The sequence below is a fragment of the Desulfovibrio simplex genome (assembly GCF_055387835.1).
Genome location: NZ_AP042377.1, coordinates 2434486 through 2456117, shown reverse-complemented (window position 1 = coordinate 2456117; position 21632 = coordinate 2434486). Strand labels below are relative to the sequence as shown.

The following is a 21632-nucleotide window of genomic DNA, read 5'->3' as shown; positions in this document are numbered from 1 at the left end:
TATGCCATAAAAAAAATTTGATGGCAAGCCCTGGCACGTTTTTTTGGTCTGCCCCACCGATCTGGTCAAATTTTTTCCTTATTTATTTCACCGATATAATCGAATCCCGATCGCTCGGCTCAACCATCTTGACGGATGCAATACAGCACTCGGCCGAGCTTTGCAACTTCTTCCATAAGCGTGTCTTCCGCAGCTTTACTGTTAAGATCACGCACTCGTATGAAAAGGTGACGATTGCCATCGGCGTTGCACACGGTAAGCACCGACAGCAGGCGGGCGTTGTGGGCGCGCAGCAGGTCAAAGACGGGGCGCGCCGTGCCCGGCTGGTCGGGCAGCTCTATGGCGAACTGGAGGCCGCCAAGGCGCGCGCCGGTGATGTCCACCAGAGCCTTGAAAACGTCGTGGTCAGAAATGATGCCAACCAGCTTGCCGTTTTCTTCCACCACCGGCAGCCCGCCGACCTTGTGGTCAAGCATGAGCAGGGCGGCCTGTTCCACCGTGTCGGAAGGTTTGACGGTCAGGGGGTTAGGGGTCATAATGTTTTTGACCTTCAATTCGGCCAGCAGGTAGTGCATTTCATACATGTCGAGCGTGGTGGCCTTGGAGGGGGAGGCGTCGCGCACATCACGGTCGGAGATAATGCCAACGACACGTCCTGCATCGTCAAGAACGGGCAAACGGCGGACGTGATGGTCCTTCATGAGTTTGCCAACCTTGAGCAGAGACGTCTCCGGGGTGACGCTGACAACATCGGTGGTCATCCAGTTCTGAACAGGCATGCTTCCCTCCGGCTTTTCGATGCGGTTTGATTGGTTCTGCGGCCACCGGGCACAGCGGCCTTTTTTTGATTATACAACAACAAACGGATGCTGCACAAGTGTGCGCCTGGGGGATTTCCGGCGCGTCTGTCGGCGGCATATGGGGACGTATGGAAGTTTATCTGGATTGCGGCGGCGGCATCAGCGGCGACATGACGCTGGCGGCCCTGGCCCATCTTGGCGTGGATTTCGCCCCTCTGACGGCGGCTCTGGAAAAAGCGGGCGTGCCTTGTGAGCTTGAAGTACGCGAAGAGGTCAGGGCGGCCGGCCCTGGCCGTTGTGCTGATGTGCGTTGGCGGCATGAAGGGCAGCCATTGCGCCACCCGGCGGACATTGCCGCCATCTTCAACGCGGTGGATCTGCCCGCCGCGGTGCGCCAGCGCGCCTTGTCCGTGCTGGACGCCCTGACCATGGCCGAGGCGCACGCCCATCAGATAGCGCCTGAAAAGGTGCATTTTCATGAAGTGGGCGCAGTGGACACCCTGGTGGACATCCTTGGCGTGTGCTATGGCCTGGAGCAGCTTGGGGCGCGCCGGATCACGGCTTCATCCCTGCCCTGGTTTTCGGGCAGCATAGACTGCGCACACGGGCGTATTCCCCTGCCCGCGCCCGCCACGGCCTGGCTTTTGCGCGACAAACCCGTGTACGCCACCGATGCGCGCGAGGAGCTGATCACCCCCACCGGTGCGGCGTTGCTGCATGCCCTGACCGACGAATTTACCGGGGCTCCCAGTGGCACCCTCAGGGCTATGGGCACGGGCTATGGTTCACGTCCGGCCGCGTCGGGCCTGCGGGTCTGGCTGCTGGAGGCGGCCCCCCAGGCAGACCATGCCCGTGGCGGGCGTGAACTGGTCAGCCAGCTTGAAACCCATATTGATCACCTCACAGGCGAAGAGCTTGGTCAGGCCCTCACGGCTCTGGCCGACATGCCCGAAGTGCTGGATGTGCTGTGGCTGCCGGGTACGGGCAAGAAAAACCGTCCTTCGGGTTTGCTGCGCGTACTGTGCCTTGTGGGAAACGAAGACGCGGCCAGCCGCGCCATGGTGCGGCACACCCACACTCTGGGGCTGCGCTGTCAGCGTATGGAGCGTCTGGTGCTGCCGCGCAGGGCTGTGACGGCCAGAGTGGCGGGACGGGATATGCCAGCCAAGCTGTACGTGGTCGAGGGGCGCGGGTATGTACGCCCCGAAGCCGAAGCCCTGGGGCGGGCCGCGCATGAGGATGGCCTTGGGACTCCTGCGCTGCGTCTGGCTGCCAACCCCGAAAACTGCCCGGAGATTTAAAGAAACCAGACCAGATTAGCTTTGAAATGCTTCGCATTTCAATTTGTCATTCTGCCTGGAAATGCGATTGGCGGTAGCCGTTAGCGGGTCTTTACCGCTTACGGATAACCAATGCTGTCTTTGCGGCAGCCATTGCTTTATCCGTAGCTTCCTGCGTCGCAACGGCTGAAGCCTGCATCGTAACGGCCAAAGCTCGGCAGAATCCACGCCAGGTTGTGGCGCGCTGCACTCGCGTACAGCGTTAGAGCATTTTAACTTGTTTCAAAATTAAGATGCCCTGGTAAAAAAAGAGTAATAGTTTCAGCCTGAAGACGGGTAATATGCAAAGACCTCTTGCGTCCGGGAACGCATAGGCATATGGAAGCTCAGGGCTGTGTGCCCTTTAAGGAGGATACCATTATGACCATGCAAAATCTCTGGCGGCCTTTGGGGTTGTGCACCCTTGCCGCTGCCCTGTGGATCGGGGCTCCGGTTCAGGCAAACGCGGACGTTTTCGGCAATGGGCCGGGCGTCATGCTTGCGGCTCGCAATGACCAGCAGTACGACGGGGGCCAGGGTGTGAACGCCCCGCGCAAAAAGGACGCCAAGGGCCTCAAGGCTGCCAAGGCTCAGAAGGCTCCCAAGGCTGCCAAGGCCGGCAATGGCAAGCCCGCGCCCAAAAAAGCCGCCAAGGGCAGCGCCTATGGCCAGAATGCCGGCGCAAAGTCCGGCAAGGCATCCGTTGCCGGGCACCCCGGCAGCAAGGGGCCGCGCAACGACCAGATGGCCCGCCCCAACGGCAAGCAGCCCAAGGGCTCCAAGGTGGCCCGACCCAATGACAAGCGCCCCGGCCCGCAGCCCCGTGCTCCGCAGCGTGTCGATGGTGAGGTTACCAACTAGAGCATTTCAAGTGAGATTGTTCAAGGCGGCTGCGTGAGCAGACGTCCACAGCCGTGGCGCGGGCGCGATCTGTTTCGCTCTTGAGCGTCCAATGTGGGCGTGCCGTAAACTTTGAGAATGTATTTTCGCAAAGGTACAGGGCCCTGACGACTGACGCACTTTCCGCCAGCCGCATGCGGCACAGGCAATCTCTTCGCGGCTGCACACCCTGAAGACCCCCCGTAAACGCATGGTTTGGCAGCAATATCAAGCCCCGCAGGCTACAATGCCCGCGGGGCTTTTTTGCGTATCGCAGAGACCACGGTCAGGGGATATTGCTGTCCGCCAGAGCCGCCCTTTTGTGCAGCGTTAGAGCAGTTGCACTTTTTCAAAGTTAAACCGCTCTAGACCAGATTAACTTTGAGAATGGACATTCTCAAAGTTTAAGACACGCATGCTTCGGCGCTTAACAGCGCAAATAAATAGCGGTGCTGTCTTCGCGGCAGCCGTTGCTTTATCCGTAGCTTCGCGGCAGTCGTTGGCGAGTCTGCGAGCCTTACGAATGGCGACAGCGATTGTATGGAGTGAATTGTGTAGTTACTCAGGCTGTCTTTATCCGTAGCTTCCTGCGTCGCAACGGCTGAAGCCTGCGTCACAACGGCTAAAGCAACGGCTGAAGCTGCGCTTACGCCTTCGCTGCGGGCGCCTGCTCACGCAGTCGCCAGAGCAATTTCAAAGTTAAACCGCTCTAAACCACGATAAAGGTTTTGGGGGGTGGGGGTGTGGGGGAGGAGACCCTTTTGCAAAAGGGTCCCTCCCCCACAAAGCATTTTACAGTGAAATTACGTTAAGCGGCGGCGGCAGCGGCTCTGACGTTGCCGCGGTGGAAGAAGAAGGCGATGATGGCTGCCATGATGTTGGAGCAGCACAAAAAGCCAAAGGCCACGTTGTAGTTCTGTATGCCGTCAGCGGCGGTGGTAATGAGCAGGCCCACGATGATGGGGGCCAGAAAACCCGCGAGTTGCCCGGCGGTGTTTACGATGCCCATGGCGCGCCCCGCGATTTCCTTGGGCACCTCCATCATGGGCAGGCTGAAGACCGAGGCCACGCAGCAGAAGCAGAAGTACCCGGCAATGACGTTGAAGATCATAAGGGTGGTCACGCTTTCAGCCGTGAACATGAGGTAGAGGAAAAGCGCCATGCACAACTGGGTGACTATGACATAGTGGAAACGGTGCTTCTTCAGCGCGCCGTCCATAAGATAGCCGGAAACGATGGCGCCGATGAAGCCCGCGAAAAAGGGCAGCGACGCCGCAATGCCCATCTGCCCCATGGCCAGGCCACGGCTTTTGACAAGATAGGTGGGCAGCCAGGACATATAGCCCCAGGCCACGGTATTGCTGAAGAAAAGCAGAAGAAACGACTTCCAGACCACGGGCGTGGCCAGTACCTGCATAAAGGTCAGGCGCTTTTGCTCCACACCCTGGGCGGAGGAATCTTCTTCCAGCTCCCTGAGCTCCTCCTCGCTGACGCCCTTTTTTTCCTTGGGATTGTCATAAAGGGTGAACCAGACCCATATGCAGAGCAGAAAGCCCGGTATGCTCAGATAGTGGAACACGGCCCGCCAGCCCCAGTATGACATGATGGCCACCACAAAAAGCGGGGCCAGGGCGGGTCCGAGCGAGTTTGTGCTCATCATGATGGAGTTGGCGCGCCCGCGTTCCGAGGCGGGCGTCCAGACAGCCAGGGATTTCCACGTGGCGGCGGGGCCGATGCCTTCACCGATGCCAAAGCAGATGCGGATGAGCACCAGACCGATCAGGCTGCTGGCGTATCCTGTGAAAAGTGTGAAGATGGACCACCATGCGATGGCGAAAACCAGAACCTTGCGCGCCCCGAAGCGGTCGCTCAAAATGCCTCCGGGAATCTGGAACAGGGCGTAGCCGGCAAAAAACGCGCTCATGACCACGCCCATTTCACTGGCGGAAAGGTTAAAGTCGTCCGCAATGTACGGTATGGCCGTGGACATGACCATGCGGTCAAGGTAGGAAACCAGCCAGACCACAAAAACCACGGCCAGAGACGTGTGCCTGTGCTTCCATTTGAATGCCATAGAGCCTCTCCTTCAGCTTGTTTTGCATCAGCAGGGCGGCGCGCGTACGCTGTCCGGCTGTACGCTTGTTATCCGGCTTCCTTGGCCAGCCAGTCCAGGGCGACCTGCGCATAGAGCGCCGCGCCGTAAATCAGGCTTTCGTTATCCACGTTGAACGCGGGGTTGTGCCACGAGAATTTGATGCCCTTGTCAGGATTGCCGCTGCCGAACCATGCGAAAATCCCCGGAGTTTCCGCCATGTAGCAGGCAAAATCCTCGCCGCCCATGCTGGGCGTGCAGGGCAGGATGTTTTCTTCGCCGTACACTTCCTTCATGGGGCCCTGACGCATCCACCCGGTAAGCTCCGGCGGGTTGTTCACGTTGGGGACGAGCTTGTTGTATTCGAAATCGGCCGTGACCCTGTATGCTGCGGCGGTATTGTCGATGACGCGGCGCAGGCGGTCTTCAAGTTCGTTGAAAAGTTCAAGGTCAAAGCAGCGCACGGTGCCCTGCATGCTGACGGTATCGGGAATGACATTGGCCACCGTGCCGCCGTGTATGCTGCCGATGGTGACGACCACGGCCTCGGTGGGGCGCATCTCGCGGCTGACGATGCTTTGCAGCGATGAAATGATGGCCGCCGCGGCCACAACGGGGTCGTTAGCCAGATGCGGCACGGCCCCATGGCCGCCCTTGCCGTGCACAGTGATGGAAATGAAGGCCGAACAGGCCATGATGGAGCCGGAGGAGATCAGACCCTTGCCCGCCGGGTATTCGCAGATATTGTGCTGACCGAAGATGAAGTCCACATGGGGATTTTCAAGCACGCCCTTTTTGACCATAAGGGGGCCACCCGCGAAAATTTCTTCCGCAGGCTGAAAGATGAACTTCACCGTCCCCTTGAGATCGTCTTTGTGTTCGGTCAGAAGACGGGCCGCGCCCAGCAGGGCGGCCATATGGCTGTCGTGCCCGCAGGCATGCATGACGCCGGGATTTTCCGAAGTGAAGGGAACGCCGCTTTTTTCTTCAATGGGCAGGGCGTCTATATCGGCCCGCAGGGCCACGCACTTGCCGGGGCGGGGACCGTGCAGCAGGCCCACAACGCCTGTCTCGCCGCCCCAGTCCACAATTTCTATGCCCATGGCGGCAAGTTCTTTTTTCAGATACTCGGTGGTCCAGAATTCCTTTAAGCTCAATTCGGGGTGCCGGTGCAAAGTTTCACGCCACGTCGCCAGTTGGGATTTGATGCCTTCCGCTTCTTTGCGCATATGGTACATGATTTTCTCCTTTGCTGTGGGACAGCCCCACCAACAGGCAGGGAGGGACTGCCGGCAGCGTGATCACATGGTAAGATGATGCAACATGTTGTGAGCATACACCCAGCCCCATGAGATGGCAATTGGTAATATAGCGATTTTGTTAGACTAAATTGCAGAGAAATTTTTACTTTGAAATGTTCTGAACCTTGCGGGTGAATATTCTCAACGGCAAGACGCTCTGGAGCATTTTAACTTTGAAATTGCTCTGGCGACTGCGTGAGCAGGCGCCCGCAGCGAAGGCGTAAGCGCTATTTATTTGCGCTGTTAAGCGCCGAAGCATGCGTGTCTTAAACTTTGAGAATGTCCATTCTCAAAGTTAATCTGGTCTGGAAGATATGAAGCCGGATCCTCAGGGTGGGGCTGGCGGAAAAAAATAAAGAAATGCCGCTGGCAGGGAGCCGGCGGCATTTCTTTATTCGTTCTGCTGCGAGGTCTGTTTTACCAGTCCAGCGTAACCTTGAAGGCGCGGGCCAGGTCTTCCACATCCTCGTTGGCAATGACGCTGTCGCCGGACTTTATGGTCAGGCGGCTGTCGGCGGTGACCGCGCCCACCCGTGAGCAGAGCTGCCACTGGCCAAGGGCGTCAAAGATCATGGCCAGCTCCGGCTTGACGCTCACAAGCAGGCGGCTGGCGCTCTCGCTGTACAGCAGTTCTGTCTTGTTCATGCACTGCATGGCGTGTACGGCGTCCATGTTCAGTTCCGCGCCCAGGCGGCCGCCGATGCACATTTCAGCCAGGGCCACGGCCAGGCCGCCGTCAGAGCAGTCGTGGCAGGCCGAGATGGCCCGCTGGCCCATAAGGGCGGAAACCGCGCGGTAGCGCGCCATGGCGGAAGCGGCGTCCACATGGGGCACATGGCCGCCCTTGAGACCCAGTTCGTCAGCGGCCTCGCTGCCCGCCATTTCGTTCCATGTGCCGCCCAGCAGGTAGATGTAGTCGCCGGCTTTCTTGAAGTCCGACGTCTGGGTGGCGGTGACGTTGCGAATGACGCCGAGAACGGAGAACAATACCGTAGGCGGGATGGAGATACGCTCGCCGCCGCCGGTGTAGTCGTTCTTCATCGAGTCCTTGCCGGAAATGCAGGGCACGCCGAAAGCAAGGCTGAACTGGCGCAGGGCGCGGCAGGCGCGCACAAGCTGTGCCAGCTTGTAGCGGCCGTCAGGGTTGGAGGGGCTGACCACAGGGTCGCACCAGCAGAAGTTGTCCACCCCGGCCAGGGCGTCGGGGTCCGCGCCCACGGCCACGGCATTGCGTATGGCCTCATCCATGGCGTTGGCCATCATCCAGTAGGTGTCGTAATCGCTGAACTTGGGGCAGATGCCGTGGGAGATCACAAGTCCGGCGTCGGATTCCAGCAGGGGGCGCAGCACGCCCGCGTCCGCCGGGCCGTCGCGCTTGACGCCCACCAGAGGCTTGATGACGCTGCCGCCGCGCACTTCGTGGTCGTACTGGCGGATGATGTATTCCTTGGAGCAGATGTTGAGGCGGCTCAGCATGCGCTTGAGAAAAGCGCCCTGGTCCGCGTCGGCCACATCCACACAGATTTCCTTGAGTTCCGGAGCCTTCCATTCGGCTTCCAGTTCAAGCTGGGGCACGCCTTCGTGCATGAACCGCATGGGCATGGAGGCCACAATGCGGTCATTGTAGCGCACCTCGAAATAGCCGGATTCGGTGAACGTGCCGAGGGCCGTGGCTTCCACATCCATACGGGCGGCCAGATCCATGAACTCGTCCAGCTTTTCGGGCGGCACGGCCAGGGTCATGCGCTCCTGCGCTTCGGAGAGCAGGATTTCCCAGGGGCGCAGGCCGTCGTACTTGAGGGGAGCCTTGGCTATGTCCAGCACGCAGCCGCCCGTGTCTTCGGTCATTTCGCCCACGGAAGAGGACAGGCCGCCGGCGCCGTTGTCGGTAATGGCGTGGTAGAGGCCGAGATCGCGGGCGCGCATGATGAAGTCGTACATCTTGCGCTGGGTGATGGGGTCGCCGATCTGCACGGCCGTGGCCGGGGAGCCTTCGTGCAGCTCCTCGGAAGAGAAGGTGGCCCCGTGGATGCCGTCCTTGCCGATGCGCCCGCCGGTCATGACGATGAAGTCGCCGGTCTCGGCCTTTTTAAACCAGCCCGGGCGGCCGTGGATTTCGGCCGGAATCACGCCGACAGTGCCGCAGTAGACCAGCGGCTTGCCAAGATACCGTTCGTCAAAAACCAGAGAACCGTTGACCGTGGGAATGCCGGACTTGTTGCCGCCGTGCTCCACGCCTTCGCGCACGCCTTCCAGCACGCGGCGCGGGTGCAGCAGGCGCGGGGGCAGGGCCTTGTCGTGGAAGGGCGAGGCAAAGCAGAACACGTCCGTATTGCAGACAAGTTCCGCGCCCATGCCCGTGCCCATAGGGTCGCGGTTGACGCCCACAATGCCCGTGAGCGCGCCGCCGTAGGGATCAAGGGCCGAAGGGCTGTTGTGCGTTTCCACCTTGATGCAGGCGTCGTAGCCGTTGATGAAGGCGATGACGCCCGCATTGTCCTTGAACACGGACTTGCAGTAGTCATTTTCGCCCATGCGCTCGCGCAGGATGGCCGTGGCGTCGCGGATGCAGGTTTTGTACAGGTTGTCCACCACTTCGCGGCGGCCCGTATCCGCATCGGCGTAATCAATGCGCGAGGCGAAAATCTTGTGCTTGCAGTGCTCGGACCAGGTCTGGGCCAGCACTTCCATTTCCACGTCAGTGGGGTCGCCGGGCAGACCCAGGGCCTTGCGGCGCGCCGCTTCGTCCGGGGCGGTGAACTGCTCGCGGATGCAGTGCATTTCCCTGAGGTTCAGCGCCCAGGTATTGGCGCGGCTGGCCTGGGTGAGGTCGTCGTCGCTCATGCCGGACAGGGTGATGGTGTCCACCGTGTCGTTGGCCTCGCCGGTGACAAGGGCCGCCTGGGCTTCAAAGCCGGGGCTGGCCTGCCATTCTTCACGGCTTTTGATGCGGTAGCGCTGGATGAGCGTGTTGCAGAGCAGGTCACGGGCCAGCATGTCCACCTGTTCGCGGGTCAGCGGAGCAGCGGGATCATTGACGATGCGGTGCTGTACGGCGGTGTAGACGCGCAGGCTGTCGCGCGGAATGTCCAGCACCATAGCGGCTGTGTCGCGGGCGGTACGGGCTTCATTGTCCGTCACGCCGGGGCGAAAGCCCACTTCCACATACCAGTCCGGCTCGGGCTGGCCCGCGGGCAGAGGCTCAAGTGAGGCCGCCTGCAGGATGGGGTCGTGCCAGATGCCTTCATCCAGCAGGCGTCTGACCTGGGCCTCGCTGAGGCCCTCGGCCGTAAAGACCTTGATCTGCCGCACGGACCCCGTGGAAAGGTTAAGGGCTTTGAGCAGGTGATGGGCCGTCTTGCGACCCTGTGTATCGTCCAGTCCGGCGTGCAGGCCGGTTTCCACCCGGTAGAGCATTGGTGCTTCCTCGTGAGGTTACAGCTTATTTCTTTCTGTCGCGCACATAGTCGGCCATGTTGAACATGACCTTGCGCTCCGGCTTGTCGGGCAGGCTGTCAAGGGCACGCCTTGCCGCGTCAAGAAAAGTGTCGGCCTGTCGGCGTACCTCGGCGTCAAAGCCCGCTTCGCGTATGCGCAGGGCAATGGCCTCGGCATCGGCCTCGGTCATGCTCAGGCTGGTAAAGGCCGCATCAAACTTCTTGCGGTCAGCCTCGTCCAGGCTGGCACGGTAGAGGCGAAGGGGCGGGGTTAGCTTGCCCTCGCGCACGTCGCCGCCCGTGGGCTTGCCCGTGGCGCTCTCGGGGGCGAAGTCCAGCGCGTCGTCCACCATCTGAAAGGCCATGCCCAGGTTTTCGCCATAGGTGGCGGCAGCGGCTACGGCGTCGGCGTCGGCCCCGGCAGCCAGCGCGCCCATCTCGCAGGCGGCGCGGATAAGCCATGCCGTCTTGCCGCGCACCATTTCTTCGTACTGATCGGCGCTGGTGTGTACCCGGCCCTGGGACGCGATTTCAAGAATCTCGCCCGCCGCCGTGCGGCTTGTGGCCTCGGAAAAACAGCGCGAAAGGCGCGGGTCGCCCCGCTGGGCCACCAGGGCGTTGGCCCCGGCCAGCAGCGCGTCGCCCGCCAGAATGACGCTGGAGACGTTGTAAAGCGTATGGGCCGCGGGTTTGCCCCGGCGGCTCACGGCATTGTCCAGCACATCGTCGTGCAGCAGGGTGGCGGCGTGCAGCATTTCAAGGGTGACGGCCAAATCCAGGATATCTTCATTGCCGTTGCCTAGCAATCGTGCCGTGAGCACGGTGAGCAGGGGCCGCAAACGCTTGCCGCCAGCCTGAAAAATATGGCGGGTTATGGGGCGGACGGGTTCGGGCAATGTGTCCACGGCCTTGTCCAGAGCGCGGTTGATGGCTGGCAGTTCCAGGGCGAGGCGTGCTTTGAGTTGAATCATGTCGCTACTCAGATAAGGTTAAGGGCGGGCAGCACCTGTGCCAGTGCGCGCAGGGCGCCGGGAAAATCTTTTTCTTCCCTGGCGCGCGGCCCCACCTTGTTGGACACGCTGCGTACTTCCACACAGGGAATCCCCTGGCGTGCGCAGGCATATGCCACGGCAAAGCCTTCCATATTTTCAAGATCGGCCTGATACCTGCTCCGCAGGTCCGCCGCTCGGGCAAAGCTGGCGCTGACGCCCGCCACGGTGAGCGAACGGCAGTCAGCCAGGGCGTCTTTGGCGCATCTGCCTCCAAAGGGGGCCAGAGCTTCCACGCCGGACAGCGTCAGGCGGTCGCGCACGGCTTCGCCCTGCGGGGGCTGCCACTGCGGAAAGCCAAAGGCCCCGGCTGTGACGCTTTGGCCGTCGTGCAGGCCGTATTCGGGCCATATTTCTTCCCGAACAAGACAGTGCGAAAGCAGGGGCCTGGCCTCAAGGTCAAATGCGCCCGCCAGACCCGCGTTCAGCACCGCGCTTACGGCTGTGCCTTCCGCTTCTGCGCGGCTCAGGACACGGCCCATGGCCAGAGCCGCGTTGATGGGGCCAATGCCCGTGATGCAGCACAGGGCGTCGCCTGCCTTGAGCCGTACCGGCCACAGCCGCATTTCGGGCCAGTTTGCCGCGGCTGAGACCGCTGCCGTGCCGTCCCCGCCGGATTTCGCGTCAGCCGTCAGAGGCGGCGAAAAATCCGGCAAAAGGCCCGCCAGTTCCGGGCCGGTGGCGGCGCAGACAAGCAGACTCACGCGGCTCACAGCCTCCAGTAGTCTATGCCCGCATCCTTCATGGCTGCGGGGTCAAAGAAGCTTTTTACGTCCAGCACGACGGGCTTGTCCTGCTGGGCAAAGAGGCTCTTGACTTTTTCGGGGGTCAGGGCCTTGTAGGCGCTGTGTCCCACGGCCAGGATGACGGCGTCAAGGTTGCGCAGGTCTTCCTGCGGCAGCAGGATCTGGCCGTATTCGTGCAGGGCTTCGGCGGGGTCGGCTTCGGCGTCGCTGACCAGCACCTGCACCCCGTAGTCTTCAAGCTCGCGGATGACGTCCACCACGCGGGTATTACGCAGATCGGGAACGTTTTCCTTGAAGGTGAAGCCAAAGATGCCCACGCGCGCGCCGCTGATGACGCGGCCGCTCCTGATAAGGCGCTTGACCACGCATTCGGCCACGTACTTGCCCATATAGTCATTGATGCGGCGGCCAGCCAGAATGACTTCGGGGTGAAAGCCCAGTTCCTCGGCCTTGTAGGTGAGGTAGTAGGGGTCCACGCCGATGCAGTGACCGCCCACAAGGCCGGGACGGAAGGGCAGGAAGTTCCACTTGCTGCCTGCGGCTTCCAGCACTTCAAGGGTGTCTATGCCCAGGCGGCCGAAGATGATGGCAAGCTCGTTCATGAGGGCGATGTTGAGGTCGCGCTGGGTGTTTTCGATGACCTTGGCGGCCTCGGCCACCTTGATGCTGGAGGCGCGGTGTATGCCCGCCGTGACAACGGAGCCGTAGACCTTGACCAGCAGGTCGGCGGTGGGGCCGTCGGAACCGGAAACGATCTTGGTGATGGTTTCGAGGGTGTGCACCTTGTCGCCGGGATTGATGCGTTCCGGCGAATAGCCGATGGTGAAGTCCTTGCCAAAGGCAAGGCCGGATTCACGCTCAAGGATGGGCACGCAGATTTCTTCGGTAAGGCCGGGGTAGACGGTGGATTCGTATACCACGACGCAGCCCCTGCTCATGTTCTGGCCAACGGTTTTGCTGGCGCCCACCACGGGGGTGAGGTCAGGGGAGCGGTGGTCGTCAATGGGCGTGGGCACGGCCACGATGATGACGGCGGCCTGCTTGAGTTCGACGGGGTCGCAGGTGTAGCGCACGTCGGCGGCCCGCAGTTTGACATCGTCCACCTCGCGGGTGCGGTCATGGCCGTCCTGCAGTTCCTTGACGCGCTGGGCGCTGATGTCGAATCCCAGCACCTTCATGTGGCGTGAAAGGGCAACGGCCAGGGGCAGCCCCACGTAGCCCAGGCCAACCACGGCCAGCGTTTCCTTGCCTTGTTGCAGAGCCTCGAATGTCACCATAATTTCATTCCTTTACAAAACAAGCTTTTTTCGTCACCAAGAAAAGCATGGAATTTAATATTGAACTCTTTTTGCGCGCCCTGGGTCTCGCCATTGTGCTTGAGGGCCTGTGCTGGACGTTGTTTCCCGGCGGCATGCGCCGCACATTGCTGCAGTTGCTGCTTTTGCCCGAAAGCCGCCTGCGCGTGGTGGGGCTGGCGGCTCTGGCTCTGGGCCTGCTGCTAGTATGGCTTGCCTCGCACTAGGGCCGTGGTGCTTGTACCTGCTCTGGCGGCGGCGCAGGCGGGGCGCTTGCCGTGAAATCTCTGCGCGGGGCATCCGCGCTGGAAAAGCCGCAGCGGGCGTTTTTACCCGTTGCGAAAAAAATATTCTCAACGCCAGGCTGCTCCGGAGCATTTTGTCAGTGGAGATGCAAAATACCCGACCGTGAGCAGGCTGCACCATCCCCTGGCCGTGCGGTTGCCGGGCCACGGGCGTCAGCCGCAAGGCTTTTGCGCATGGTCTGTTCCCGGCAGGCTTCGCAAGCAATTCCGCAATCAACCCCGGCGCCGGCAATCCTTTGCACGCGCGTAAAACACCAAATTTTGGCAGGTTCAGGCTGATTCTGGCGTTGCGGCGTCCACCAGCTGAACCCTGGCTGCCTTGCCCGGAACCGTGAAAATCCGCAACGATTCCAGCTGCGATGGGCAGCTAGCGCGCCTTTTCTCCCACATGCAGGCATACGATGCCCGACGTGAGCTTCTGGTACCACGCTTTGGAAAACCCGGCCTTGCGCAGTTCCTTTTCCAGCTCAACAGCCGAAGGAAAGGCGCGGATGGTGTCGGCCAGGTAGCCATAGGCCGCAGGGTCTTTGGAAAACAGGCGGCCAACGCGGGGCAGCAGAAAATTCAGGTAAAGGTTGTAAAGCCCGCCCCAGATGCGCTCCCGCCCGGAGCCGAATTCAAGAATGCAGGCCCGTCCGCCGGGGCGCAGCACGCGCAGCATTTCGGCAAAAGCCGCTTCGCGCGGGATGATGTTGCGGATGCCAAAGGCTATGGTCAGACAATCCACCGAAGCATCGGGCAGGGGCAGGCGCTTGGCGTCAGCCGCCACAGGCAGGATGCGCCGGGCGTTTTCTCCCTTGAGCTTGCGGCTGCCCTGCACCAGCATGGGCGGGCAGAAATCCAGCGCGGGCACAAGGGCCGTGGGGTGCTGGCGGCGTATGGCCAGGGAAACATCCAGCGTGCCAGCGGCCAGGTCCAGCACAACGCCCGTATCGCCCAGGCGCACGTTGCGGGCCAGCACCTTGCGCCAGTACTGGTCAAGGCCCAGGCTGAGAACGCGGTTCAGCAGGTCGTAAAAGCGTACAATACGGCCGAACATGCCGGCCACGGCCACGTCATGGGCAGGCCTGGGAGCCGGTTGCGGCGCGGCGGCCGGGGCGTGCCCGTCTTCCTGCCGGAAATGCCGAGAAGAATCCACTTATTTTCCCTTGTTGTCCTGATCCGCATCAACGCCGATGGCGGCGCAAACCACCCGGTAGACCGAAGGAAAAACCTCGGCAAAATTACCGGGGGAAACCGTGCGCGTTTCAATGAATTTGGCGGTCAGTTCCTTGGCCACCTGCAGGGCTTCCTTGCGATCCTTGTCCATACGGTCCTCGTGCCTTGTTACTGCCGCTTGTCGCCAGCAGCCAGACGTTTGCAATTGCTGGCTGAAGGAAAAAAACCCGCCCGTAGGGGAATGGCCTTGACCCACAGCGGGTATTGCCTGGACGGGAAACGAACGGAAACTCAAGCCCCCGCCCATTTTTATATATGTGTCAGAGCACTCTTACGCTGCACTTGTTCTGGCGGCTGTGTACGCACATGCCCGTCGCCAGGGCGCAGCGCCGTTTGTCCGCGCGGTCATGCCCGCAACAGGCGCTGCAACGGGTGTTCAGTAACCTTTGGGAATGCCGTTCGCAAAGGTCGCCCGTTCCGGGGAGCCCCCGGTTTCGCAGGCTTCGGCATACTGCCATGACCTGTGCCCTTTTTGCTGAAACGCGGCCAGCGGCAACAGAAAAACGCCATGACGCCGTAATCCGGTTTCAAAGGGAAACCACGCGGCATGGATCAGCGGGCTGATGCTCCCATACTTCTGAAATCGCGCAACAGCATATGCGTTCCGCTGCCGCTTGGCAAGCGCATAGGCCCTGCCTGCACGGCTTTGAGGGCCATAAAGGGCTGGTGGGCGTGCCTGCGGCTTGGCAGAAAGGCCAAGGCAAAGCCCGAAAGTGAACTGCCTGCCGCTCTGGGCGTGTGCTTTCGCCTGCGGCTGCCGTGTCGCGCGCCGTGCCGGGCCGGGTGCCGCGATGGCCAGAATCCTTGCGGGCTGTGCGTTATAGCGGCAGCCAAGGCCTGGCGGCTGCCTGATGATTATTCGTTTTCCAGCAGACGGCCAATTTCTTCACGCAGAATGCGGGCCGCCGCAGAAGCAGCGGCTTTTTCCACCCGTTCGTTAAAGCGTGGTTCCAGTTCATCCAGCCTGCTTTCAACCGCGTCCAGCCGTGCGGAAGCGCCGTGCATGGTCAGGTTGACCGCATGCATGCGGTCATCCAGCAGGCTTTCCAGCAGGGCGGAATCTTCATGACCGGCGGGCGCGTCATGGGGCTGGGCCATGGCGCTTTGGGCCGTCGCAACCGCTTCTTCCGCAGCCTGCCGGGCGGCCTTGCCCGCAGCTTCTGCCGCAGCCGTGTTGATGCTGTCCATAAGACGCTGGTGCAGGGGGTGGCCCGTATCAAAAAGAGCTTCAAGAGGCGGCTCGCTGTCGGGCTGCTCCTGTTGCCGGGCAGTGGCGCTGGCCGCTGCCTGCGCCGCGTTTTGCGCCGTATGGAGGGCTTCGGCGGCGGTTTGCGCCAGGTTTTCGTGAGAGGTCTGAGCCGCTGTGAGCTTTTCATCCAGATCGGACTGGATCTGCTGTGCGGCGGCTCTTGCCGCATCGGCTTCGGCACGGGCCTGATCGGCTTCGGCTCTGGCCTCGGCCACAGCTGCTTCCAGAGCCTGCACACGGTCGTCCGCCTGTTGCAGTTTTTCCGCGTACTGGTCAAGGCGTGCCATTATCTCCGTCATATCCGCCGTGACTGTGGCCTGCCCTGTGGCGGCGCTGGAGGCGCTGGCGGGAGGCGTGGCGTGAGCGGCCGCCTTGTCTGCGTGGTCCGTGGCAGCCTGGGCGGGCGGGGTGGCGACCATGTTTCCTGCCAGGATGTCATCCAGGTCCACATCGGGCAGCAGGCTGCCAGACTGCTGCCGAGGCGGCTGCGGTTTGTCGGCCTGATCGGGCTGTTCGGTGGCTTGCGTTGCCTGATCGGGTTCGGGCTGGTCTGCGGTCTGCGCGGGGGCAGGCTGTTGCTCTGCGGCAGGCGCCTCGGGCTTTGCCGCGGGCTTGGCGAGACCGCGTTCTTCGGCATCGGCCGCCGCCAGAAGGGCATCCAGATCAAATTCAAGTTTGTCGTTGGCTTTTGCCGGGTCGGAAGCAGCGGGCTGGCTTGCGCCACTGTCCGCCCTTGGGGCCGGATCTGGCTGGTTGATGGACGACAGCAACTGGTCAAGATCCGCAGAAAGGTGATCGGGGTCGGCGTCAGCGTCAGCGCCTGTGCCTGACGGACTGGCCGGAGCTGGTTGCGCCTTGTCCGCATCCCTGTCCGTATCCTTTCCCACATCCGGGCTCGCATCCTGCGCCTTGTCCGCATCCTGGCCAGCGTCACGGGCCGGTGCAGACGCCTGCGCCGTGTCGGAAGGCATATGGTGCTGCTGATCTGCGTCATGCCCCGGCTTGTCGGACATTATGGACTGCAGCAGGGCGTCCAGATCGGCATTGAGGTCATGCGAGGGATCGCTCTGCGCGGGGCTTGCAGCGGCCGGGGCCGCAGGCTGCGCCGGGGCTTGCGCCTGACCTTGCGCCTGAACTGGCGCGGGTTCGGGCACTGGTGGGGTCGTCTGACTTTTGTCTGTAACCTGCGGCTGGTTTGCGGACGGAGCCGACTCGCGCAACAGGGCCTCAAGCTCATCGGAAATTACAGGTTCTGGCATGGTTCCGGCGGCCAGCAGTTCGTCCAGGTCCGACATGTCCTCATGGGGGGGCTTGCCCGCATCCCCGGATGAATGTTCAGCCGCGGGGCGCGAAGCGCCGTTCAGATTGCCGAGCATCTGATCCACGGCATTGTCGGTGTCTTTCGGTGAGGGCGCAGCTTTTTCATGCGGCCGAGGTTGCGGCGGAATATCGAGTGAATTCAAAAGACTGTCCACATCACCTATGCCGGGCATGAGCAATTCTTCGTGGGGGTCCACAATATGGCCGTCAGGCATGCGCACTGGCGGGAAATCTGACGGCGCCGTGGCGCCAGAATCAGCCTGTGCCATGCCGCTTTCCGCGCCGCCGTCTCCGGCGTCGGTCCGCGGTGCAGGGGCTGCCGCCGCGTCCGCGCCGTCTTCATCCTTGTATTCCATCTGCGCCAGCAGGTCGTCGATTTCAGCTTCTGCAGCGACGTCCTGACCGCTGTCATTCAGGTCGCGCATGTGGGTGTGCAGGTCGTCCTCTTCGGAAGCGTCCGGGCTTGAGGCGGTGGTATCGGCCTCCGGAACAGTGCCTTTTTCGATAAGCTCGGTCAGGTCGATGATTTCTTCAGTGTTTTCATGGGTGTCTTGGGCAGCCATGCGCGACCTCATGTGTTTAGGAACATTGGCTTCAGGGCCGGAAGGGGGCGGGATTTTCGCCTGTATGCGGTATGACGGTTGCTGGCCGTGCCGCAGAAGCAAAATACGTGCAAAGCCACGGTTTTTCGTATCAGGTTATGAAGAAAGACGCAAATCTCACTGTTGCGCGACTTTCCTGGCACGTTCATTTCGGATTTGCCCTGTGGACTGCGCGGGCAGGCGCGCGCCATAACGGCACGCCCGGGCTTAGAGCAAGTTCACTTTGAAACTGCTCTGGCGTCCCCTGCCGCTGGTCTGCGCCCTGAAAAAAGCCGGCCGTCCACGGAGGACGGCCGGCCCAAAGGCTGGGAGACAAAACGCAAAGCGGTTGCAGCGTCGTTTTATCTGCGCAGATCAGCGTTGAGGATGTGCATCCTCAAACGCAATCCGCCTTAGTCTTTCTTGTCCTTTTTGAGCCAGGACATCATGCTGCGCAGTTCCTTGCCCACGGTTTCGATCTGGTGTTCAGACTCGTTACGGCGGGTGGTCAGGAACATGGGATACTTGGCGCGGGCCTCAAGGATGAAGTTGCGGGCGAACACGCCGCTCTGAATGTCCTTGAGCACGCCCTTCATTTCTTTTTTCACCTCATCGGTGATCAGGCGGGGGCCGGTGACGTAGTCGCCGTATTCAGCGGTGTTGCTGATGGAGTAGCGCATACGCGAAAGGCCGCCTTCGTACATGAGGTCAACGATGAGCTTCATTTCGTGCAGGCATTCGAAGTACGCCATTTCAGGCTGGTACCCGGCTTCCACCAGGGTTTCGAAGCCAGCCTTGATCAGGGCGGAAACGCCGCCGCAGAGCACGGCCTGTTCGCCGAAGAGGTCGGTTTCGGTTTCTTCACGGAAGGAGGTTTCGATCACGCCGGAGCGCGCCCCGCCTATGCCCTTGGCATAGGCCAGGCCCATCTTGAGGGCGTTGCCGGTGGCATCCTGATGAATGGCCACAAGGCAGGGCACGCCGCCGCCTTCGGTGTAGGTGCGGCGCACCAGATGGCCGGGGCCCTTGGGGGCGATGAGGAACACGTCCACATCCTTGGGCGGCTGGATCTGGCAGAAGTGGATGTTGAAGCCATGAGCGAACAGCAGGGCCTTGCCCTTGGTGAGGTGGGGCTTGATGTCGTTTTCGTAGACAGAGGCCTGCACTTCGTCGGGCAAAAGGATCATAATCAGGTCAGCCTGGGCAGCGGCTTCGGCTGCGGAAACAGGGGTGAAGCCATGCTCCTTGGCCAGTTCGTAGTTGGCGCCGCCAGCGCGCTGTCCCACCACAACCTTGACGCCGGAATCGCGCAGGTTCTGGGCGTGGGCGTGTCCCTGACTGCCGTAGCCGATGATGGCCACGGTCTTATCTTTCAGGAGATTAAGGTCGGCATCCTGATCGTAATAGACTTTCATCTGAAATTCCTTTGAGATCACTCACGGTTAGCTAAAATTACATTTCTCTTCACCCGAAGAGAACATAGGGGGCCTTGACGTATGCCCCCGGCGGCATTGCTGCCTTGCGGCAGTGGTGCGGCCTGGAGGCGCAACGGACGGAACCGGTCATGCCTGCGCGCAGGGGAACCCTTGGGGATAAAGGGCGTGCCGCCTGCGTCGCTCGCGCGCCGGAGAGGGCCTTGTGGGCCGTCAGGCGCGAAAGCGGGCAGAGTCCGGGGCTTTGGGCCAGTCCAGATTAACTTTGAAATGCTTCACATTTCAAAGTCGTCATTCTGCCGGAAAATGTGATTTCCGGCAGAATCCACGCCACGTTGTGGCGCGCTGCACTCTTGTGCAGCGTTAGAGCATTTGAGCTTTTTCAAAGCTAAAATGCTCTAATCCGTCTTTTTGGAACGGCGTATGGCCACAGAGCCTGTGCGCGCCAGTTCCTTGATGCCAAACCGCTGTAGCAGGTTGATGATGGCGTCCAGCTTGTCCTGGTTGCCGGTGGCCTCAATGGTCATTTCATTGGAGCTCACGTCCACCACCTTGCAGCGGAATATCTCGACGGTGCGCAGAATTTCACCCCGCATGGGGCCTTCCGCCTGCACCTTGACGAACATCATTTCGCGTTCCACGGCGGGTATGTCCGCGAAGTCCACCACCTTGATGACGGAGACGATTTTGTGCAGCTGTTTCATTATCTGCTCCAAAATCAGGCTGTCGCCCTCAGTGGTGATGGTCATGTGTGAAACGCCTTCTTCCAGGGCCGGGGCCACATTGAGCGAGTGGATGTTAAAGCCGCGTCCGCTGAACAGCCCCGCTACGCGGGAAAGGACGCCCGGTTCGTTTTCCACCAGCACGGAAAGCACATGTCTTTTGCTCATAGCCCCTCCCTTACACCAGCAACATTTCATCGAGCGCCGCACCAGCGGGCACGATGGGGTACACGTTTTCCTCACGCTCCACGACAACGTCAATAAAGGCAGGATTGGGCGAGGCCAGGGCCTTTTCAAGCGTGGCGCGCAGGTCTTCGCTCTTTTCGATGCGATAGCCCTCGGCGCCATAGGCTTCGGCCAGCTTCACAAAGTCCGGCTGCGCTTCCATATTGGTGGAGCTGTAGTTCTGGTTGTAAAAGAGTTCCTGCCACTGGCGAACCATGCCGAGATGACGGTTGTTCAGGATGACCACCTTGATGGGCAGCTTGTTGGCCACCACAGTGCCCAGTTCTTGAATGTTCATCTGCAGCGAACCGTCGCCCGCCACGGTAATGACCTTTTTGTCGGGAAAGGCGAACTGCGCGCCGATGGACGCGGGAAAGCCATATCCCATGGTGCCGAGCCCGCCGCTGGTCAGCAGGGTGCGGGGCTTGGTGAAGGTGTAGAACTGGGCAACCCACATCTGGTGCTGGCCCACCTCGGTGGCGATGATGGCGTCGCCGTTGGCAAGTTCGTACAGGGTTTCAATAACTTCCTGCGGCTTGATGTTGTGGTTTTTCTGGTAGCAGAGCGGCTTGCTCTTCTTCCATTCACCCACGGCCTCAAGCCACGCGGCGTGCTCGCTGGCCCAGTCCTTGCCTTCAAGCTTGGCGTCGCATATCTCGGACATGCCTTCAAGGGCCAGGCGGCAGTCGCCCACCACGGGAACCTGCACCTCCACATTCTTGCGAATGGAGGTGGGGTCAATGTCAATATGCACGATGCGCGCCTTGGGCGCGAAGCCCGCCAGTTTGCCCGTCACGCGGTCGTCAAAGCGCGCGCCCACGCAGACCAGCACGTCGGCATTGTTGATGGCCAGGTTGGCGGCATAGGTGCCGTGCATGCCCACCATGCCGAGCCACAGCGGGTCTGTGGCCGGAAAGGCCCCGAGGCCCATGAGCGAACACGTCACCGGGATCTGCAGTTTGCGCGCAAGACCTGTAAGCGCCTCGGCCGCGTTGGACATGATAACGCCGCCGCCAGCCAGAATGACCGGGCGTTCTGCCTTGGCGAGTTCTTCCACCGAGCGCCGCAACTGGTTGAGGTTGGGCTTGTAGGTGGGGTTGTAGCTGCGCATGTAGACGTCTTCAGGCCAGATGAACTCGGCTCTGGCCTGCATGATGTCCTTGGGCAGGTCGACGAGCACGGGCCCGGGGCGGCCCGTGCGCGCCAGATAAAAGGCCTGCCGTATGGTAAGGGCCAGCTTGCTGATGTCCTTTACCAGGAAGTTGTGTTTGGTGCAGGGGCGGGTGATGCCCACAATATCCACTTCCTGAAAGGCGTCATTGCCGATCAGTTGTGTGGGCACCTGCCCCGTAATGACCACTAGAGGAATGGAGTCGGAATAGGCTGTGGCGATGCCCGTCACCGTATTGGTGGCGCCGGGGCCTGAAGTTACCAGGCATGCGCCCACCTTGCCGGAGGCGCGGGCATAGCCGTCAGCCGCGTGCACAGCCCCTTGCTCGTGCCGTACCAGCACGTGACGGATTTCCTGATGTCGCGGCAGTTCGTCGTAAATGTCAATCACAGCGCCGCCGGGATATCCGAACAGCACGTCAACGCCTTCTCTCTTCAGGGACTCAAGGAGAATCTGCGCACCTGTACATTCCATGACCGGCTCCTTCGCA

16 protein-coding genes are annotated in these 21632 nt (G+C 61.2%); 3 read left to right on the top strand and 13 right to left on the bottom strand.

Going from position 1 to position 21632, the window contains the following annotated elements:
- Positions 1-119: 119 nt before the first annotated feature.
- A complete protein-coding gene (locus ACZ5DH_RS10235) occupies positions 120-779 on the bottom strand; it encodes a CBS and ACT domain-containing protein (protein ID WP_464254190.1) in 660 nt (219 codons plus the stop codon).
- 149 nt (positions 780-928) lie between these two features.
- On the opposite strand from ACZ5DH_RS10235, the gene larC reads away from it, so the two are divergent.
- Both larC and ACZ5DH_RS10225 read left to right on the top strand, forming a co-directional pair.
- Positions 929-2101 (top strand): nickel pincer cofactor biosynthesis protein LarC, encoded by a 1173-nt coding sequence (larC, locus tag ACZ5DH_RS10230; RefSeq protein WP_464254189.1) that lies wholly within the window; start codon positions 929-931, stop codon positions 2099-2101.
- A gap of 399 nt (positions 2102-2500) precedes the next feature.
- Positions 2501-2980, top strand: a complete 480-nt coding sequence (locus ACZ5DH_RS10225; RefSeq protein ID WP_464254188.1) for a hypothetical protein — start codon at positions 2501-2503, stop codon at positions 2978-2980.
- Positions 2981-3806: 826 nt separating this feature from the next.
- On the opposite strand, the gene ACZ5DH_RS10220 is transcribed toward ACZ5DH_RS10225, so the two are convergent.
- The 6 genes from ACZ5DH_RS10220 to ACZ5DH_RS10195 all read right to left on the bottom strand — a co-directional run bounded on the left by ACZ5DH_RS10220 (position 3807) and on the right by ACZ5DH_RS10195 (position 12900).
- Positions 3807-5072, bottom strand: a complete 1266-nt coding sequence (locus ACZ5DH_RS10220; RefSeq protein ID WP_464254187.1) for an MFS transporter — start codon at positions 5070-5072, stop codon at positions 3807-3809.
- Positions 5073-5140: 68 nt separating this feature from the next.
- Positions 5141-6328 (bottom strand): M20 metallopeptidase family protein, encoded by a 1188-nt coding sequence (locus tag ACZ5DH_RS10215; protein ID WP_464254186.1) that lies wholly within the window; start codon positions 6326-6328, stop codon positions 5141-5143.
- A gap of 480 nt (positions 6329-6808) precedes the next feature.
- Entirely contained in the window at positions 6809-9808 is a 3000-nt protein-coding gene (locus ACZ5DH_RS10210) for an AIR synthase-related protein (protein WP_464254185.1), read from the bottom strand.
- 25 nt (positions 9809-9833) lie between these two features.
- Positions 9834-10799 (bottom strand): polyprenyl synthetase family protein, encoded by a 966-nt coding sequence (locus tag ACZ5DH_RS10205; protein ID WP_464254184.1) that lies wholly within the window; start codon positions 10797-10799, stop codon positions 9834-9836.
- 8 nt (positions 10800-10807) lie between these two features.
- Positions 10808-11590 (bottom strand): futalosine hydrolase, encoded by a 783-nt coding sequence (gene mqnB / locus ACZ5DH_RS10200; RefSeq protein ID WP_464254183.1) that lies wholly within the window; start codon positions 11588-11590, stop codon positions 10808-10810.
- Positions 11587-12900 carry a nucleotide sugar dehydrogenase gene (locus ACZ5DH_RS10195; RefSeq protein ID WP_464254182.1) on the bottom strand — a complete coding sequence of 438 codons (1314 nt, stop codon included), beginning with the start codon at positions 12898-12900 and terminating at the stop codon, positions 11587-11589. The genes mqnB and ACZ5DH_RS10195 overlap by 4 nt, the downstream gene beginning before the upstream one ends.
- A gap of 47 nt (positions 12901-12947) precedes the next feature.
- Here ACZ5DH_RS10195 and ACZ5DH_RS10190 point away from each other — a divergent pair, with 47 nt between their 5' ends.
- The gene (locus tag ACZ5DH_RS10190) at positions 12948-13145 is read left to right on the top strand and encodes a DUF2065 family protein (protein WP_464254181.1); all 198 of its coding nucleotides are present in this window, start codon (positions 12948-12950) and stop codon (positions 13143-13145) included.
- A 445-nt stretch (positions 13146-13590) separates the two neighbouring features.
- Here the strand turns inward: ACZ5DH_RS10190 and ACZ5DH_RS10185 are convergent, their stop codons facing one another.
- The 6 genes from ACZ5DH_RS10185 to ilvB form a co-directional block, all read right to left on the bottom strand.
- Positions 13591-14277 carry a ubiquinone/menaquinone biosynthesis methyltransferase gene (locus ACZ5DH_RS10185; RefSeq protein ID WP_291301027.1) on the bottom strand — a complete coding sequence of 229 codons (687 nt, stop codon included), beginning with the start codon at positions 14275-14277 and terminating at the stop codon, positions 13591-13593.
- 84 nt (positions 14278-14361) lie between these two features.
- The gene (locus ACZ5DH_RS10180) at positions 14362-14532 is read right to left on the bottom strand and encodes a hypothetical protein (protein ID WP_179979903.1); all 171 of its coding nucleotides are present in this window, start codon (positions 14530-14532) and stop codon (positions 14362-14364) included.
- 764 nt (positions 14533-15296) lie between these two features.
- On the bottom strand, positions 15297-17573 hold the full coding sequence (locus tag ACZ5DH_RS10175; RefSeq protein ID WP_464254180.1) for a hypothetical protein: 2277 nt from the start codon (positions 17571-17573) through the stop codon (positions 15297-15299).
- A gap of 431 nt (positions 17574-18004) precedes the next feature.
- On the bottom strand, positions 18005-19006 hold the full coding sequence (gene ilvC / locus ACZ5DH_RS10170; protein WP_464254179.1) for a ketol-acid reductoisomerase: 1002 nt from the start codon (positions 19004-19006) through the stop codon (positions 18005-18007).
- A 416-nt stretch (positions 19007-19422) separates the two neighbouring features.
- Complete coding sequence (gene ilvN / locus ACZ5DH_RS10165) at positions 19423-19914, bottom strand: acetolactate synthase small subunit (protein ID WP_291300991.1); 492 nt, start codon at positions 19912-19914, stop codon at positions 19423-19425.
- Between the two features lie 10 nt (positions 19915-19924).
- Positions 19925-21616 (bottom strand): biosynthetic-type acetolactate synthase large subunit, encoded by a 1692-nt coding sequence (gene ilvB, locus ACZ5DH_RS10160; protein WP_464254178.1) that lies wholly within the window; start codon positions 21614-21616, stop codon positions 19925-19927.
- Positions 21617-21632 lie beyond the last annotated feature (16 nt).